This is a genomic window from Halorarum sp. SLYT50, assembly GCF_059821265.1.
The window spans coordinates 1,899,982-1,915,871 of sequence record NZ_CM187555.1; the positions used below are offsets into that span (position 1 = coordinate 1,899,982).

General features: G+C 70.9%; 13 protein-coding genes. 7 read left to right on the forward strand and 6 right to left on the reverse strand.

Going from position 1 to position 15,890, the window contains the following annotated elements:
* Nucleotides 1–252: 252 nt before the first annotated feature.
* The 3 genes from AC6RUA_RS09965 to AC6RUA_RS09975 all read right to left on the reverse strand — a co-directional run bounded on the left by AC6RUA_RS09965 (nucleotide 253) and on the right by AC6RUA_RS09975 (nucleotide 3,083).
* A complete protein-coding gene (locus AC6RUA_RS09965) occupies nucleotides 253–1,416 on the reverse strand; it encodes an acyl-CoA dehydrogenase family protein (RefSeq protein WP_499812867.1) in 1,164 nt (387 codons plus the stop codon).
* 103 nt (nucleotides 1,417–1,519) lie between these two features.
* A complete protein-coding gene (locus AC6RUA_RS09970; RefSeq protein WP_499812868.1) occupies nucleotides 1,520–2,236 on the reverse strand; it encodes a type 1 glutamine amidotransferase in 717 nt (238 codons plus the stop codon).
* A 61-nt stretch (nucleotides 2,237–2,297) separates the two neighbouring features.
* Nucleotides 2,298–3,083, reverse strand: a complete 786-nt coding sequence (locus AC6RUA_RS09975; protein WP_499812869.1) for an alpha/beta fold hydrolase — start codon at nucleotides 3,081–3,083, stop codon at nucleotides 2,298–2,300.
* Between the two features lie 122 nt (nucleotides 3,084–3,205).
* Between AC6RUA_RS09975 and AC6RUA_RS09980 the strand changes: the two genes are divergently transcribed.
* The 3 genes from AC6RUA_RS09980 (at nucleotide 3,206) to AC6RUA_RS09990 (ending at nucleotide 7,097) form a co-directional block, all read left to right on the forward strand.
* Complete coding sequence (locus AC6RUA_RS09980) at nucleotides 3,206–4,174, forward strand: BadF/BadG/BcrA/BcrD ATPase family protein (protein ID WP_499812870.1); 969 nt, start codon at nucleotides 3,206–3,208, stop codon at nucleotides 4,172–4,174.
* A gap of 131 nt (nucleotides 4,175–4,305) precedes the next feature.
* A complete protein-coding gene (locus tag AC6RUA_RS09985) occupies nucleotides 4,306–5,331 on the forward strand; it encodes a threonine aldolase family protein (protein WP_499812871.1) in 1,026 nt (341 codons plus the stop codon).
* Nucleotides 5,332–5,549: 218 nt separating this feature from the next.
* Complete coding sequence (locus AC6RUA_RS09990; RefSeq protein ID WP_499812872.1) at nucleotides 5,550–7,097, forward strand: hypothetical protein; 1,548 nt, start codon at nucleotides 5,550–5,552, stop codon at nucleotides 7,095–7,097.
* Nucleotides 7,098–7,156: 59 nt separating this feature from the next.
* On the opposite strand, the gene AC6RUA_RS09995 is transcribed toward AC6RUA_RS09990, so the two are convergent.
* Together AC6RUA_RS09995 and AC6RUA_RS10000 are read right to left on the reverse strand one after the other, a co-directional pair.
* The gene (locus tag AC6RUA_RS09995; protein WP_499812873.1) at nucleotides 7,157–7,666 is read right to left on the reverse strand and encodes a TspO/MBR family protein; all 510 of its coding nucleotides are present in this window, start codon (nucleotides 7,664–7,666) and stop codon (nucleotides 7,157–7,159) included.
* A 52-nt stretch (nucleotides 7,667–7,718) separates the two neighbouring features.
* Nucleotides 7,719–10,460 carry a GAF domain-containing protein gene (locus AC6RUA_RS10000; protein ID WP_499812874.1) on the reverse strand — a complete coding sequence of 914 codons (2,742 nt, stop codon included), beginning with the start codon at nucleotides 10,458–10,460 and terminating at the stop codon, nucleotides 7,719–7,721.
* A gap of 176 nt (nucleotides 10,461–10,636) precedes the next feature.
* Here AC6RUA_RS10000 and alaS point away from each other — a divergent pair, with 176 nt between their 5' ends.
* From alaS to AC6RUA_RS10020, 4 genes are all read left to right on the forward strand, one after another.
* Nucleotides 10,637–13,405 (forward strand): alanine--tRNA ligase, encoded by a 2,769-nt coding sequence (gene alaS, locus AC6RUA_RS10005; protein WP_499812875.1) that lies wholly within the window; start codon nucleotides 10,637–10,639, stop codon nucleotides 13,403–13,405.
* A gap of 80 nt (nucleotides 13,406–13,485) precedes the next feature.
* Nucleotides 13,486–13,866 carry a nucleoside triphosphate pyrophosphohydrolase gene (locus AC6RUA_RS10010; protein WP_499812876.1) on the forward strand — a complete coding sequence of 127 codons (381 nt, stop codon included), beginning with the start codon at nucleotides 13,486–13,488 and terminating at the stop codon, nucleotides 13,864–13,866.
* Nucleotides 13,867–13,940: 74 nt separating this feature from the next.
* A complete protein-coding gene (locus AC6RUA_RS10015; RefSeq protein WP_499812877.1) occupies nucleotides 13,941–15,026 on the forward strand; it encodes an aminopeptidase in 1,086 nt (361 codons plus the stop codon).
* A 123-nt stretch (nucleotides 15,027–15,149) separates the two neighbouring features.
* Nucleotides 15,150–15,302: a hypothetical protein gene (locus AC6RUA_RS10020; protein WP_499812878.1), complete on the forward strand. Its 153-nt coding sequence runs from the start codon at nucleotides 15,150–15,152 to the stop codon at nucleotides 15,300–15,302.
* A 52-nt stretch (nucleotides 15,303–15,354) separates the two neighbouring features.
* Here the strand turns inward: AC6RUA_RS10020 and lrp are convergent, their stop codons facing one another.
* Nucleotides 15,355–15,813 carry an HTH-type transcriptional regulator Lrp gene (lrp, locus tag AC6RUA_RS10025; RefSeq protein WP_499812879.1) on the reverse strand — a complete coding sequence of 153 codons (459 nt, stop codon included), beginning with the start codon at nucleotides 15,811–15,813 and terminating at the stop codon, nucleotides 15,355–15,357.
* Nucleotides 15,814–15,890 lie beyond the last annotated feature (77 nt).

The window sequence follows — 15,890 nt, forward strand, 5'->3', positions numbered from 1 at the left end:
TCGACCGCTCGTACCGCCGAACGCCGACAGACGTATCAGACGCCTAACCGGGGTTCATCGCCGCCTACTCGGACCGACTCGCGCGCCTCGACGAGTGCGTCGCGGGCGAGCGCGACGGTACGGTCGGTCCTCGCTCGGTGTCACTCGCGGCTCAGTTTTCCGTTCGAGGTGACTCCGTCGTCTCGTTACTCGAAGGGCGGAATCCCGGTTCGACCGACCGGCGTCGCCACGGAACTCGCGACACCGTGGGTGTCACTCGAAGGCGGCGATGCCGGTCAGGTCCTCCCCGAGGACGAGCGAGTGGATGTCGTGGGTCCCCTCGTAGGTGTACACCGTCTCCAGGTTGCTCATGTGACGCATCGGCGAGTAGTCGGTCGTGATGCCGTTCCCGCCGAGCATCTCGCGGGCGACGCGGGCCTGGTCGCGCGCCATCCGGACGTTGTTCCGCTTGGCCATCGACACCTGCTGGGGGCGCAGGCGACCCTCCTCCTTCAACTCGGCCAGCCGGTACGCGAGCAACTGTGCGGTCGTGATTCCCGTCGCCATCTCGGCGAGCTTCTCCTGTTGAATCTGGAAGCGGGCGATGGGGCCGCCGAACTGGTCGCGGTCGAGTTGGTAGTCGCGCGCCGTCTCGAAGCAGTCCCGCGCCGCACCGACCGCGCCCCACGCGATGCCGTAGCGCGCCTGCGTGAGACACGACAGCGGTCCCTTCATCCCCTCGACTCCGGGAAGGACGTTCTCTTCGGGGACCCTGACGTTCGAGAGCCCGATCTCGCCCGTGACCGACGCGCGCATCGAGAGTTTCTCGTGAATCTCGTTGGTCGTCACGCCGTCGCGGTCCGTCTCGACGAGGAACCCCCGGACCGGCGACCCCCCGTCGCTGGTCACGCGCGCCCACACCACCGCCACGTCGGCGATGGGCGAGTTGGTTATCCACGTCTTCGACCCGTGGAGCACGAACCCGTCGGCGTCTCTCTCCGCTCTGGTCTCCATCCCGCTCGGGTTCGAGCCGTGCTCCGGTTCCGTCAGCCCGAAACAGCCCACCGCCTCCCCCCGTCCGAGCGCCGGGAGCCACTCTTCTTTCTGTTCGTCGCTGCCGAACGCGTGGATGGGGTACATCACGAGCGCGCCCTGTACGCTCGCCATCGAGCGGAGGCCGGAGTCGCACGCCTCCAGTTCCTGCATCAGGACGCCGTACGCCCGTTCGGAGACGTTCGGCGAGCCGTACCCCTCCAGGTTGGGCGCGTAGAAGCCGAGTTCGCCCATCTCGGGGATGAGGTCCGTCGGGAACGTCCCCTCCTCGTAGTGGCGAGCGATGTCGGGGGCCACCTCCCTCTCGACGAACTCCCGGGCCGTGTCCCGGACGAGTCGCTCCTCGCTCGTGAGGTCCGCTTCGAGTCCCACGTAATCGAGCATGTATCCACGGGGCGGCGTGGCGTGAAAAGCGTTCGCAAGTGTTGCCGCCGAGTGAGAGAATCGACGCCGCCGGTGACCTCAGTCGTCGCCGGGGAACTCCGGCTTACGCTTCCACGCCCGCGCCGGCGTCGCCCTCGTCGCGCACCCGGCGGCAGTAGCCGGTGAAGTTGTCGAACAGCCGCTTCGCCTCGCAGGCCGCCTCGTAGTTCTCGGGCGTCACGCCCGCGAGCACCGCGTCAACCCGCTCGTCGCCGATGCGGTCGCGCTTCCCCTCGGCCACCTCGCGCGCGGTGTCCATGTCGTACTCGGGGTGGAACTGGACGCCCCAGCAGTGGCCCGCGCGGAAGGCGTGGACGCCGTGCTCGTTCTTCGCGAGCAGTTCCGCACCTGGCGGGAGGTCGACCACGGCGTCCCCGTGGGTGGTGAACACGGTGAACGACTCGTCGATGCCGGCGAACAGGTCGTCGTCGCCGGCGTGTTCCACCTGGTTGTAGCCGATTTCGAAGTCGTCCATCCCGGCGACGCGCCCCCCGAGCGCCTCGGCGAGCACCTGGTGGCCGTAACAGACCCCCAGCACCGGAACGCCCCGCTCGGCGGCGTCGCCGACCCACTCGACCAGCGGCGGAATCCACGGCTCGTCCCAGTAGACGGAGGCGCGCGACCCCGTGATGATGACCCCGTCCCAGTCGAAGTGGTCCGGCAGGTGCTCCTCGGTGGCGTCGAACTCCGCGAGGTCCGCGTCGAGTTCGCGCCGGAAGTTGCGGGCGGTGTTCTCCGAGGAGTGCGCGGCGTTGAGGAGGGCGAACCGGAGGCGTGTCATTGTCGGGTGTGAGCGGGACGCCGGCAAAGGGCTTGCGCCACGCGCAGGGCTCTCCGGCTCCTCACCCGCCGAGGAACGCCAGCACTCGGTCGTTGACCGCGCGCGCGCCGTCGACGGTGGCGAGGTGCCCCGACCCCTCCACCGGTTCGAACGACCCGCGCGGGAGGCCGTCCGCGAGCGCCCGTCCCCGCTCCGAGGGACAGACGGCGTCCCCGGTGCCGTGGAGGACGAGCGCCTCGGTCGTCACCTCGTACAGGCGGTCGGTCAGGCCGGCGGTGTCGAGGGCCGCCCGCCCCGACTCCCACGCCTCCCGGTCGGCGTCCTCGGCGGCGCGCCACGCGACGATGCGCTCCACCACGTCCGGCTGCGCGGCCAGAAAGTCGGCGGAGAGCGCGGCGTCGAGCGACGACTCGAGCGCGTCGGCGTCGTCCGGGTCCGCCCACAGCGCGTCGGGTGCCAGCGCGTCCCCGGTCGCCGCGGTGCCGACGAGGACGACCTTCGCGACGCGCGTCGAGTCGAGCGCGGCGGTCAACGCGACCAGCCCCCCGAGGCCGACGCCGAGGAGGTGCGCCGAGCGCACCCCCGCGTCCGCGAGGACGGCCTCCAGGTCGGCCGCGAGGTCCGCGACGCGCCACGGGCCGGGCGGGGCGCTCGACTCGCCCGTGCCGCGGGTCGCGGGCACGACGAGTTCGTACGGCCCCGCGAGGGCGGCGTGCTGCCAGCCCCACTGCCACGGCCCGTAGCCGAGTTCGCCGCAGAGCGCGACGGCGTCCACGTCGTCGTCGGCGAACGCCTCGCCGTGCGTCTCGTAGTAGAGTCGCGCGTCTTCGTTCGTGGCGTACGGCACTCTTCCCGCGTGTTCGCAGCAGGAGCGCTTGTATCCGACGAATCCGCGGCGGCCGGCTCGGCGGCGCGCGAGACCGGCCGCCGGCGGTGGATTTAGGCTGCTCGCTCGCGGTCGTCGGACCGATGAGCGACGACGTGGTAGTCGACGTCGACGGCGGCGGCACCCGGACGCGCGTCGTCGTCGCCGGACTCGACGGACGCGTGCTCGGCGTCGCCGAGGAGGGCGGCGCGAGCGTCGAGCACAACGACCCGGGGACGGCCCGGCGGAACCTCCGCGCGGGGGTCCGGGGAGCGCTCGCGGACGCTGAGCGGTCGCCGGGCGACGTGACGGCGCTCACGGCTGGCGTCGCGGGGGTCGGTGCGCCGGACGACCGCGCCGAGGTGGACCGGTTCCTCGACGTCGACGGCCTCGCCTGCGACCCGCGCGTGGTCGGCGACGCGGCGGTCGCTCACCTCGGAGCGCTCCGCGGCGACCCGGGCGTGGTGGCCGTCTGCGGCACCGGCTCGGTCGTGCTCGGGGTGACGGACAGCGGCGACGAGGTTCGGAACTACGACCACCTGCACTACGCCCGCGCCGCCGCACACAACCTCGGCGAGCGGGCGCTCCACGCGCTGCTCGGGGGTGAGGTGCCCGCGGACTGGCCGCTCGGCGACCGCCTGCTGGAGCGGTGGGACTGCGACTCGGTGGCCGACCTCCGCTCGGTGGCTCGGGGCACCGAGCGGTTCGACAACTCCTCGTCCGGGAACCCGCTCGACGCCGCGGCGCCGCTGGTCACGGCCGAAGCGGCGGACGGTGACCCGGTCGCGCGGACGCTGTGTGACGACGCGGTCGCGGAGGTCGTGACGGGCGTCCGACTCGTCGGCGGGTGTCTCGACTCCCCGGTGGCCGTCGCCCCGGTCGGGAGCGTACTCCGGAGCGCGTACGTGGCCTCCGAACTCCGCCGCCGGTTCGCGGACGCCACCGACTACCGCGTCGTGGACCCGGCGATGACTCCCGTCGCGGGCGCGGCGTTCGACGCCGTCGACCGGGCGGTCGGCGCCGACGACGCGGTGGCCGAACGACTGACGGCTCACCCCGTCGGACGCGCCTGACGCCGTCGTTCGCTCCGTCCAACCGCTCTCGCCGCCCGCGTTCGGGGCGATCGACCCGACGCGGGCGGACCAAGGAGCAACATCGCCCGGGGACCGCGCGATATTTCCGGTCGACACGCCACCGTTCGCGTATGATAGACCTGCGCTCGGACACGGTCACGAAGCCCTCCGAGGAGATGCGCCAGGCCGCGGCGACGGCCGAGGTGGGCGACGACGTCTACCGGGACGACCCGTCGGTCAACAAACTCGAACGCCACGCGGCCGACCTGGTCGGGATGGAGGACGCGCTGTACGTCCCCTCGGGGACGATGGGCAACCAGGCGGCCATCCGCACCCACACCGACCGGGGACAGGAACTCCTGTGCGACGAACAGGCACACGTGTACAAGTGGGAACTCGGCGGCGTCCCGCAACTCTCGCAGGTTCAGCCGCGCATCGTCGACAGCGGCGAGCGCTGCGTCCCGACGCCGGCGCAGGTGCGGGAGGGGTACGTCGCGGAGGACCTCCACCGACCGGGGACGGGCCTGCTCTGTCTGGAGAACACGCACAACTCCCGCGGCGGCGTCGCCGTCCCGAAGGACCACGTCGACGCGGCGGCCGACGCCGCCCACGAACTGGGCGTACCGGTCCACCTCGACGGCGCGCGCTTCCTCAACGCCTGCGTCGCCCTCGACACGGCTCCCGAGGAGATGACCGAGAACGTCGACTCGGTGATGTTCTGCCTCTCGAAGGGGCTGGGGGCGCCCGTCGGGTCGGTGCTCGCCGGCGACGCGGAGTTCGTCGACCGCGCCCGCCGAATCAGGAAGCTGTTCGGCGGTGCGATGCGGCAGGCCGGAATCGTCGCCGCGCCGGGACTGCTCGCACTGGAGAACGTCGACCGACTCGCCGAGGACCACGAGAACGCCGCGCGGCTGGCGGCGGGCCTGAACGAGATTCCCGGACTCTCCGCGCCGGACCCGGACACGAACATCGTGATGCTCGACAGCGAGGCGGCCGGGCTGACCGGCGACGAACTCTCCGAGGCGTGCACGGAGCGCGGCGTCTCCTTCTCGGCGTTCGGCGAGCACACCTGCCGGCTGTGTACGCACCTCGACGTGAGCGAGGCGGACGTGGACGAGGCGCTCGACCGCATCGAGGCGGTCGTGAGTGAGGCCTGAGACGACGTGCGACTCGGACCGAGAAGGACCCGGGACGGTCGGTCGTCGGGGTAGCGGCGCGTTTCGCTCGCAACCGTTTCGCCGCGCGACCGTAACCCGACCCTGACAGCCGACGCTCGCGCGGGACGGTCGCCGCCGCTTATCCCGTCCGCAGGTCGACCGCGACGGGACGATGACGCGAGACGACGTGTTCACGCGACGGGACGTACTGCGCACGGGTGCGGTCGCGGCCGGACTACTCGGCGCGGGCGTTCCGGGGACTGCGGCGGCCCAGGAGGCGACCCCTGCTACTACCAGGTGGACTTCGTGGCCGGCGACCCCATCGAGGTTCTGGGCGAGAGCGCGGACGACTTCTACGGGCGGCAGAATCGGCTCATCCAGTACTCCACGGGGACGGCGAGGAGGTCGTCGAACTCGACACGTGGCTCAACTCGCTCGACCCGGAGATACGGCGGTGCGTCACGGCCGAGCCGATCCGCATCGCGTTCGGTACCGCCTCCGTCGAGTTCGAGGTCGCAGACGGGTGTGAACGCACGCTCTCGCTCGCGGTCTACCCCCTCCCCGACGGGGAATTCTCCTTCGGGACCGAGCAGACGCTAGTCGATTCGGAGACGGGTACGTTCGGTCCCGGTACGCACCAGTTGAGCGTCCAGATTCCGTGCGAGCCGTCGGCGCCGACGACACGGATGACGACGAGGCTGACTGGGAGCGACCCCGACGCCGACACTGATTTCGGCCTGTCGGTTGCAGTCGATGAGTCGACGTTGTTCGTCGGTGCGCCCGGCGACGACGACGCGAGTCCGGGCGCCGGAGCGGCGTACGTCTTCGCTCGAACCGACGGCTGGACCCAGTCGCAGAAGCTGATCGGCCCGTCCATCCGCGCCGCCGGGTTCGGCCGCGATGTCGCCGTCGAGGGTGACACGGCGTTCGTCTCGGCGTCGGGCAGTAGCCCTCGGATGGTCTCTGTGTTCGGACGCGTTCCGGGAACGAACACGTGGGATCAAGCACAGATGTTGACCGGCACCGTCCCGAGCGAGATCTTCGGGTGGACGGTCGACATCGATAGTTCGGTGGCGATCGTGGGCGCCCCGAACGAAGTGGACCTTCCAGGCTCCGCGTACGTATACGAGGCGGACACCGGCACGTGGGAGCGGACGGCACGGCTACTCCCGGGAGACCCGATCGACGACGAGGACTACACCTTTGGGACTGGAGTCGCCGTCTCGGGCGATACCGCCGTGGTCGGCGAGGACGGGAAACCGAACGAGGCCGGCGAGCGCGTCGGAGCGGCGTACGACCGCTCCGGGAACTGGGAACAGACCGCGAGACTCTCACCGGGCGAGAGTCTCCCCGACCAAGCCCGCTTCGGCGGAGCCGTCGACACCGACGGTGAGCGGATCGTCGTCGCGGCGTCGTGGGCCGACGCCGACGAGGTGCCCAATGCCGGCGCAGTGTACGTGTTCTCGCGGTCGGAGACCGGGTGGAGCCGGTCGGCGAAACTGACCGCCAGCGACGGGGCTACCGGGGATGGATTCGAGCGCTCAGTCGCGCTTCGGGGTGACCGGATACTCGTCGGGGCCTCGGGGGGCCCCGGCGCGTACCTCTTCGAGGGGAGCGACGGGACGTGGACACAACGGACCAGGTACGTCCCGGCGTCTCGGTCGGGGAACCTGTTCGGGTTCTCGGTCGCACTCGGCGAGAACTCGGCCGTGGTCGGGTCGCCCAGCTCGGACTCGGGGGGGGCCGTCTACGTGGCCGACATCTGACGCGGCCGCCACCCACCGCCTCCACTCACTCGCCGGGGTCCACGTCCAGTTCGTTCATCTCAGTTCAGCACCCAGAACCGGTAGTTCAACACGCCCGCGAACGCCACCCACGCGAGGTACGGCACCAGCAGGAGCGCCGCCCGGCGGTCCACCCGCGCGAACGCGGCGGCGGTGCCGGCGACGAGGACGAACAGGAGCGCGATGATCGCCAGCGCCGCGAGCAGTTCGTGCAGCGCGAAGAACACCGGCGTCCACGCCAGGTTGACGGCGAACTGGGCGAGGAACGCGCCGACGGCGACCCGGCGGGCGCGGCCGCTCCCGCCGCGCACCACGAGCCACAGCGCGAGCGCCTGGAGGGTGAACAGCGCGGTCCAGACGACGCCGAAGACGACCGGCGGCGGGTACAGCGCGGGCTTCTCGAGCGCGGCGAACCACGCCGAGTCGGGGCCGGCCAGCAGCGCCGGCGCGCCGCCGACGAGGTTGACGGCGACGACGAGTGCCAACAGACCGAGCGGGCCGTCGAGGCGGTCCGCGAGGCCGCCGGTGGACGTGGACGCAGACGTGCTCATGCCGAACCCAACGCCGCCGAGGGGAATAAACCGCGCTCCGTTCCGCCGGGGTTCAGGTCTCGAACTCGAAGCGCGCGCCGCCCGCCTCGCCGTCGGTCACGGCGACGCTCCAGTCGTGCGCCTCCGCGATGCGTCGGACGATGGTGAGGCCGAGCCCCGTCCCGTCCGCGGCGGTGCTGACGCCCGTCTCGAACACCCGGTCGCGCTCTGCCGGCGGCACCCCGGGGCCGTCGTCGACGACGGCGAACCCCGTCGCCGTCGACTCGACCCGGACGGTGACGTCCTCGCCGCCGTGTTCGACCGCGTTCCGGAAGAGGTTCTCGAACAGTTCCCGGAGGCGGTCGGGGTCCGACTGCACCGTCGTCCCCTCGGCGGCCGTCGCGTCGACGTCCGCGCGTCCCGTATCGACGTTCGTCCACGCCTCCCGGGCCGCCCGGTCGAGCGCCACCGGTTCGGACTCGCCGACGACCCGACCCTCGCGCGCCAGCGTGAGCAGGTCGTCCACAAGCGTCCGCATCCGCTCGATGGCGTCCTCCGCGGTCCGGAAGTGCTCGTCATCGCCGGTCTCGCGCGCCAGGTCGAGGTAGCCGTCGGCGATGGACAGCGGGTTCCGCAGGTCGTGGCTCACGACCGAGGCGAACTCGTCGAGCCGTTCGTTCTGGCGTCGCAGTTCGCGCTCGCGTTCCTTCCGCTCGGTGATGTCGGAGTAGATGGCGTACCCCCCCACGTTCGACTCGTCGACCGTCAGCGGGACGACGAACGCGAGGAAGTCCCGCTCCCCGTCGGCGGTGCGCCGCCGGACCTCCCGGCGGACGGTCTCGCCGCGGCGGAGCCGCCCGTTCAACTCGGCGGCCTCCGCCTCGGCCGTCTCCTCGGCGGGGACGACGTGGCTGTCGACGGGGTCCCCGAGCACCTCCTCGGCGGCGAAGCCGAACGACTCCTCGAAGGCGCTGTTCACCTCGCGGACGACCGGGTCGCCGTCGACCAACTCGAACCCCAGCGCGGCGTCGGGGACGTTCTCGAACAGCGCCGACAGCCGGTCGTGTTCCTCGCGGCGGTCCGCCTGCGCGCGGACCCGTTCGAGCGACACCGCGACGTGCGCCATGAGCAGTTCGGCCCGCTTCACGTCGTCCTCGTCGAACATCCCCGGTTCGGTCCCGACGGCCTGGAACACGCCGTGGTCGCCGATCGGGACGCTGATGCCCGACCGGTACTCCGAGCGCGCGGGGTCGGCGTCCGGCGCGTCCGCGACGCGGTCGACGAGCACCGACTCGCCGGTGCGAGCGGTCTTCCCGGCGACGCCCTCGGAGACGCGCATCGGCCTGGAGGCGTCGGGCGGGCTGTCGGTCGAGTCGACCGCCGGGACCAGCATCTCGCCGTCGCGGAGCATGAGCGTACAGATGTCGAACGAGAGCACGTCCTCGGCGGCGGCGACGGCGCGCTCGACCACCGCCGATTCGGTCCCGGCGGTCGCCACGTCCGCGGCGGCCGCGTGGAGCGACTCGACGATGCGCTGCGACTCGCGCAGCGCCGCCTCCGAGCGAATCCGATCGCGTGTCGCGGCCGCACACGAGACGAGCAGTTCCACGCGTTCGACGTCGGTCTCGTCGAACGCGTCGGAGTCGTCGGCGAACGCCTGGAACACTCCGTCCCCGCAGAACGGGACGCTGATGACCGACCGCGCGCCCGCGTGCGCCGGCCGGCCAGCGGGGTGGTCGCGGGCGTCCCGCACGAGGACGGACCGCCCCTCGGCGTACGTCCGTCCGAGCAGGCGCACGTCCGACGGTCGCTCGGGCGGGTCGTCGTCCGTCCGGGCGACGGTGGCGAATCCCCCGTCCGACCGGACGTGGAGGTACGACCGGTCGAACGACAGCGCCCGTTCGGCGACGTCGACGGTCGACTCGAACAGGGCGGCCTCGTCCCGGGCGTCGATGAGGCGGGGAATCGCCTCGTGTAGGGTCGCCGCGGTCGACTCCCCCCGTCCGGGGTCGGTCTCGTCGCGGAGGCGGTCGTACGCTCGCACGACGTGAGTCGCAAGCAGGGTGGCGAGCTCCCGATCGGTTTCGTCGAACGCGTTCGGGTGGGCCGCCGCGGCCTCGAGCACGCCCCACTTCCCGACGGGAACGCTGACCAGCGACCCCACCGCGCCGTGCGGGTCCACGACGGCGTCGCGGGCGCTCGCGTCGCGAACGACCGCCGGCTCGCCGGTCCGGTACGTCTCGCCCGCGACGCCGCGGTCGAGCGGTACCTCGGCGTGTGTCTCGGCGCCCTCCCGGACCGTCGAGACGAGGGCGTCGCCCTCGTGGACGAGCACCTCGACGCGGTCCGCCGGGAGCGCCCGCCGCATCGCCGCGGCGGCCCGCTCGAACAGTTCCTCGACGGTCCGCGCGGCGGCGACGTCGGCCGCGCACTCGTGGAGGCGGGTGAGCCGCCGGCGAGCGTCGCGCAACTGGACGCGCGTCTCGCCGGCGAGAGCGTGGTCCACCTCGCGGAGCAGGGAGTCGGTCGGGTCGTCCGTCGGGCGGACGACCCCGTCGACGTACGCCGCGGCGGGCGGGTCGTCCGCGAGCGCGACCACCGGGACGCCGCGGGCGTCGAGCGCGGCGACGGCGTCGGCGTCGAGCGCGATGCCGTCGCCCACCACCGCCGCGGTGGGTGGAGTCGTCCCCGGACCGACGGCGGCCACGACACCCTCGGTGTCGACGCGTACCGTCTCGACGCCCGCGCGGGCGTCGAGCGCGCCCGCGGCGGAGTCGGTGAGGCCGACGGTGAGGAGCGTGTACACAGTGGGCATGGCGGCGGTACGATTCACCCGAACGTCTGATTTCGACTACATAAACCTCCGCCTCCGGTTATCGTCCGTGTGAAGCGGGACGCCGGCCGCGTGCGGCCACGCGTGGCCGACTCGCGGAACGAGCCGGCTGTTCCAGCCCGGAACCCTTTTGCACGGTGACCGGGCATCACACCGTAATGAGCGACCTCACCGCGGAGTACCGCCTCGACTACTTCGAGGAGGAGGGGTTCCTGCGGAAGGAGTGTACCTCCTGCGGGGACCACTTCTGGACGCGCGACGAGGGACGGGAACTGTGCGGCGAGCCGCCGTGCGAGGACTACTCGTTCATCGACGACCCGGGGTTCGACGAGGCGTACACCCTGACGGAGATGCGCGAGGCGTTCCTCTCGTACTTCGAGGACAACGGCCACGAACGGGTCGACCCGTACCCGGTGGCGGCGAACCGCTGGCGCGACGACGTGCTGCTCACGCAGGCGTCCATCTACGACTTCCAGCCGCTCGTCACCTCGGGGGCGACGCCGCCGCCGGCGAACCCGCTGTGCATCTCCCAGCCGTGCATCCGGATGCAGGACATCGACAACGTGGGCAAGACGGGCCGGCACACGATGGCGTTCGAGATGATGGCCCACCACGCGTTCAACGCCCGCGAGGAGGTGGGCGACGAGTACGCCTACAGCGGCGAGGTGTACTGGAAGGACGAGACGGTGCGCTACTGCGACGGCTTCTTCGAGTCGATGGGCGCGGACCTGGAGGAGATAACGTACATCGAGGACCCGTGGGTCGGCGGCGGCAACGCCGGTCCCGCCATCGAGGTCATCTACAAGGGCGCGGAACTCGCCACGCTCGTCTTCATGTCGATGGAGCAGGACCCCGACGGCGAGTTCGAGATGAAGGACGGGAACCGCTACTCGAAGATGGACACGTACATCGTCGACACCGGCTACGGGCTCGAACGCTGGACCTGGATGAGCCAGGGGACGCCGACGGTGTACGAGGCGGTGTACCCCGAGAGCATCGAGTTCCTCAAGCAGAACGCCGGCATCGACCTCACCGACGAGGAGGCGGAACTGGTCCACCGCGCCTCCAAACTCGCCGGCCACCTCGACATCGACGAGGCCGAAGACCTGGAGGTCGCCCGCGACAACATCGCGGACAAACTCGACGTGGAGACCGAGCGGCTCACCGACCTCCTGCGCCCGCTGGAGGACATCTACGCCATCGCGGACCACTGCCGGACGCTCGCGTACATGTTCGGCGACGAGATCGTCCCGAGCAACGTCGGCACGGGCTACCTCGCCCGGATGGTTCTCCGGCGGACCAAGCGACTGGTCGACAACGTGGGCGTCGACGCGCCGCTGGACGAACTCGTCGACATGCAGGCCGAGCGGCTGGGCTACCGGAACCGCGACACCATCCGCGACATCGTGCGGACCGAGGTCGAGAAGTACCGCAAGACGCTCGACCGGGGCGCGCGGAAGGTCGAGGGGCTGGCCGACGAGTACGCCGGCACGGACGAGCCCATCCCGGTCGAGGAACTCATCGAACTGTACGACAGCCACGGCATCCAGCCCGACATGGTCGCCGAGATCGCCGAGGAGCGCGGCGCGAGCGTCGAGGTGCCCGACGACTTCTACGGACTGGTGGCGGCGCGCCACGACTCCGCGTCCGCGTTCGGTCCGGAGGCCGAGGCCGACGAGCGGCTGGCGGACCTCCCGGAGACGGAGCGGCTCTACTACGACGACCAGGAGCGCACCGAGTTCGAGGCGGTCGTCCTCGACGTGTTCGAGCGAGACGACGGGTTCGACGTGGTGCTCGACCAGACGATGTTCTACCCCGAGGGCGGGGGCCAGCCCGCGGACCGCGGCACGCTCTCGACCGACGACGTGACCGTCGAGGTGGAGGACGTCCAGATACGCGACGGCGTGGTCGTCCACCGGACGGACGAGGACCCCGGGAAGGGCGAGTTCGTCCGCGGACAGGTCGACGGAGAGCGCCGTCGGCGGCTGATGCGCCACCACACCGCGACGCACATCGTCGGCGCGGCCGCCCGCGAGGTACTCGGCGAGCACGTCCGACAGGCGGGCGCTCAGAAGGGGCTCGACTCCTCGCGGCTCGACGTGAGCCACTACGAGCGCATCTCGCGCGAGCAGGTGAAGGAGATAGAGCGCGTCGCCAACGACCTGGTGCGCCGGAACTTCTCGGTCAAACAGGAGTGGCCCGACCGCCACGCGGCCCAAGAGCAGTACGGGTTCGACCTGTACCAGGGCGGCATCCCGCCGGGCGAGCGCATCCGTATCATCACCGTCGGCGAGGACGTGCAGGCGTGCGGCGGGACGCACGTCGCGCGGACCGGCGACATCGGGACCATCAAGGTGCTCAAGACGGAGCCGGTACAGGACGGCGTCGAGCGCATCGTGTTCGCCGCGGGGGAGGCGGCCATCGACGCCACCCACCGCACCGAGGACGCGCTGTACGACGCCGCCGCGACGCTCGACGTCGACCCGGACGACGTGCCCGAGACGGCCGAGCGCTTCTTCACCGAGTGGAAGGAGCGCGGCAAGACCATCGACCGCCTGAAGGACGAACTCGCGGAGTTGCGCGCGCAGGCCGGCGGCGAGGAGGTCGACCTCGACGGGACGACCGCCGTCGTCAAACGGATGGACGCCGACGCCGACCAGTTGCGCGCCACCGCGAACGCGCTCGCCGCCGAGGGGAAGGTGGCGGTCATCGGCTCCGGCGCGGACGGGTCGGCGACCGTCGTGGTCGCCGTCCCCGACGGCGTCGGCGTGAACGCGGGCGAAGTGGTGAGCGACCTGGCCGCCCGCGTCGGCGGCGGCGGCGGCGGCCCGGCGGGGTTCGCGCAGGGCGGCGGCCCCGACGTGGACGCGCTCGACGACGCGCTCGCGGACGCGCCGGACGTGCTCCGGACCGTGCTGAACGCCTGAGTCGGCGCCCCGCCGCTTTCGCCCGGTCGGCCATCGAAACTCGCTTGTCTCCGGCGCACGACCGCCTGTCTGGCACTGGAATGACCGAACGCTCGGACGACTCCCCGACGGTGACCGAGTACGACAAACTCGTCCGCGACGGCGTTCCGGCGGTCGTCCGCGCGGACGGCGAGACGCCGGTCACCCGACGGGTCGACGGCGCGGAGTACGAGCGCTACCTGGCGGCGAAACTCGCCGAGGAGGCGGCCGAGTTCCGCGAGGAGCGGGACCCCGGAGAACTGGCGGACGTGCTGGAGGTGGTCGACGCGTTGCTCGACGCCGTCGGCCGCGAGGAGGTGGCACGGCTCCGCGCGGAGAAGGCCGACGAGCGCGGCGGCTTCGACGACGGCGTCGTCTTGGAGCGCGTGGTCGCCGACCCCGGCGCGGGTCCCGACGACGGTTCGGCCGACGCGGACGGCTGAGACGACCGGGACCGCTCGCGGTCGGTGGCGTTCCGAAAGCCGTAATCCCCCGGCCGGGGACAGTCGGACGAACGATGGACCCCAGAATCCGCGAACACGCCGAGACGATCGTCGACCACTCCGTCGACCTGGCGGCGGGCGACGACCTGGTCGTCCAGCTCCCGCCCGAGGCGGAGGACCTCGCCGTCGCCGTCCACGAACTCGCGGGCGACCGCGGCGCGAACCCGGTGCTGCTCAACAACTCCGACCGGGTCGAACGCGCGTTCCTCCGCGCCCGCGAGGACGCCTTCGAGACGCCCGACCACCAGTTGGCGCTGTTCGAGGCGGCCGACGCGGTGGTCATCGCGCGCGGCGGCGCGAACGTCTCGGAAAAAGCCGACGTCGACCCCGAGACGACCGCGGCGTACAACCGCGCGACGCGGCCCGTCCAGCAGGAACGGCTCTCGAAGCGCTGGTGTCTCACCCAGTTTCCCACCGCCGGGAGCGCCCAGTTGGCCGGGATGAGCACCGAGGCGTACGAGAACTTCGTGTACGACGCCGTCTCGCTCGACTGGGAGCGACAGCGCGAGTTCCAAGAACGGATGGTCGAGATACTCGACGACGCCGACGAGGTGCGCATCCGGTCCGGCGAGGGGACGGACGTGACGATGTCGGTGGCCGGCAACACGGCGCTCAACGATTACGGCGAGAAGAACCTCCCGGGCGGCGAGGTGTTCACGGCTCCGGTGAAGGCGTCCGTCGAGGGGGAGGTCCACTTCGACCTGCCGCTGTACCGGCAGGGCCGCGAGATAGAGGGCGTGCGCCTCCGCTTCGAGGACGGCCGCGTGGAGTCGTACTCGGCCGAACGGAACGAGGAGGTCCTCGACGGCGTGTTCGCCACCGACGAGAACGCCCGCTACCTGGGCGAACTCGGTATCGGGATGAACCGCGAAATCGACCGCTTCACGTACAACATGCTGTTCGACGAGAAGATGGGCGACACCGTCCACATGGCCGTCGGGAGCGCCTACCCCGAGTGCGTCGGCGAGGGGAACGAGGTGAACGAGAGCGCCGAGCACGTGGACATGATCGTCGACATGTCCGAGGACTCGGTCATCGAGGTGGACGGCGAGGTGGTTCAGCGGGACGGGACGTTCACGTTCGAGGAGCGGGCGGACTGACGGACGCGAGTCGTCGGTCCCGCACGGAGGGGAGCGGACGCAGCACAAGGAGTCGACGCACTAATACGTTTTCCTCCGGCCGCGTTCGGGGGGTTTATCTCCGTGTAATCGTGTGTCACACCTGTGCCGAAGGTCAACTGTCCGGACTGCAGCCGTCAGATCGGGATGCACGAACTCGAAGCGAAGACGACGGCCCAGTCAGGTGGCTTCTCGACCCGTTACCGCTGTCCGTTCTGTCGGACGGACATGAACGACGTCACGGACCATCTGGTCTGACGACCCCCCACTTCTCAGGAGCGACAGTGACCCCCCGGGAGTCCCCGGCGTCTCACTCAGCGACGTCGAGTTCGAACTGCGCGTTCTCGACCACCGTGTTGAGCACGACGGAGGTGTTGGTCTCGCGGATGTCCGCGTCCGCCAGCAGTCCCTTGATCCCGTCGTTCATGTCGTCGGTGTCGAGGAACTTCCCGATGGCGATGATGTCGTAGTCGCCGGTCACCTCGTACACCGACACCATCTTCTTCTGGGATTTCAGCCGGTCCGTGATGTCCGGGAGCGCGTCCCCCTCGACTTTCAACTGGACGATGGCGGTCACGTCGTAGCCGAGGCGGCCGTAGTTGACCCGCGGGGTGTACCCCTCGACGACCCCTTCCTCCTCCAGGTCGCGGAGGTGGTTCGAGACGGTGGTGACGGAGACGTCGAGTTCTTCGGCGAGGCTTCTGAGACTCGCCCGTCCGTTCCCGAGGAGGGCGTTGACGAGTTTCGCGTCGAGGTTTTCGTACGTCATCACACTCGGCCACTACCTCCACCCATTATAATTTAACGAATGTCCACCGTCTCGGGCTCGCCGGGTCACTTGCACGT

Bases quoted from the DNA above. Each gene is read 5' to 3' on its own strand.
- AC6RUA_RS09965 (WP_499812867.1), bottom strand. From the start codon at position 1,416: ATGCTCGATTACGTGGGACTCGAAGCGGACCTCACGAGCGAGGAGCGA.
- AC6RUA_RS09970 (WP_499812868.1), bottom strand. From the start codon at position 2,236: ATGACACGCCTCCGGTTCGCCCTCCTCAACGCCGCGCACTCCTCGGAG.
- AC6RUA_RS09980 (WP_499812870.1), top strand. From the start codon at position 3,206: ATGAGCGACGACGTGGTAGTCGACGTCGACGGCGGCGGCACCCGGACG.
- AC6RUA_RS09985 (WP_499812871.1), top strand. From the start codon at position 4,306: ATGATAGACCTGCGCTCGGACACGGTCACGAAGCCCTCCGAGGAGATG.
- AC6RUA_RS09995 (WP_499812873.1), bottom strand. From the start codon at position 7,666: ATGAGCACGTCTGCGTCCACGTCCACCGGCGGCCTCGCGGACCGCCTC.
- AC6RUA_RS10000 (WP_499812874.1), bottom strand. From the start codon at position 10,460: ATGCCCACTGTGTACACGCTCCTCACCGTCGGCCTCACCGACTCCGCC.
- alaS (WP_499812875.1), top strand. From the start codon at position 10,637: ATGAGCGACCTCACCGCGGAGTACCGCCTCGACTACTTCGAGGAGGAG.
- AC6RUA_RS10010 (WP_499812876.1), top strand. From the start codon at position 13,486: ATGACCGAACGCTCGGACGACTCCCCGACGGTGACCGAGTACGACAAA.
- AC6RUA_RS10015 (WP_499812877.1), top strand. From the start codon at position 13,941: ATGGACCCCAGAATCCGCGAACACGCCGAGACGATCGTCGACCACTCC.
- lrp (WP_499812879.1), bottom strand. From the start codon at position 15,813: ATGACGTACGAAAACCTCGACGCGAAACTCGTCAACGCCCTCCTCGGG.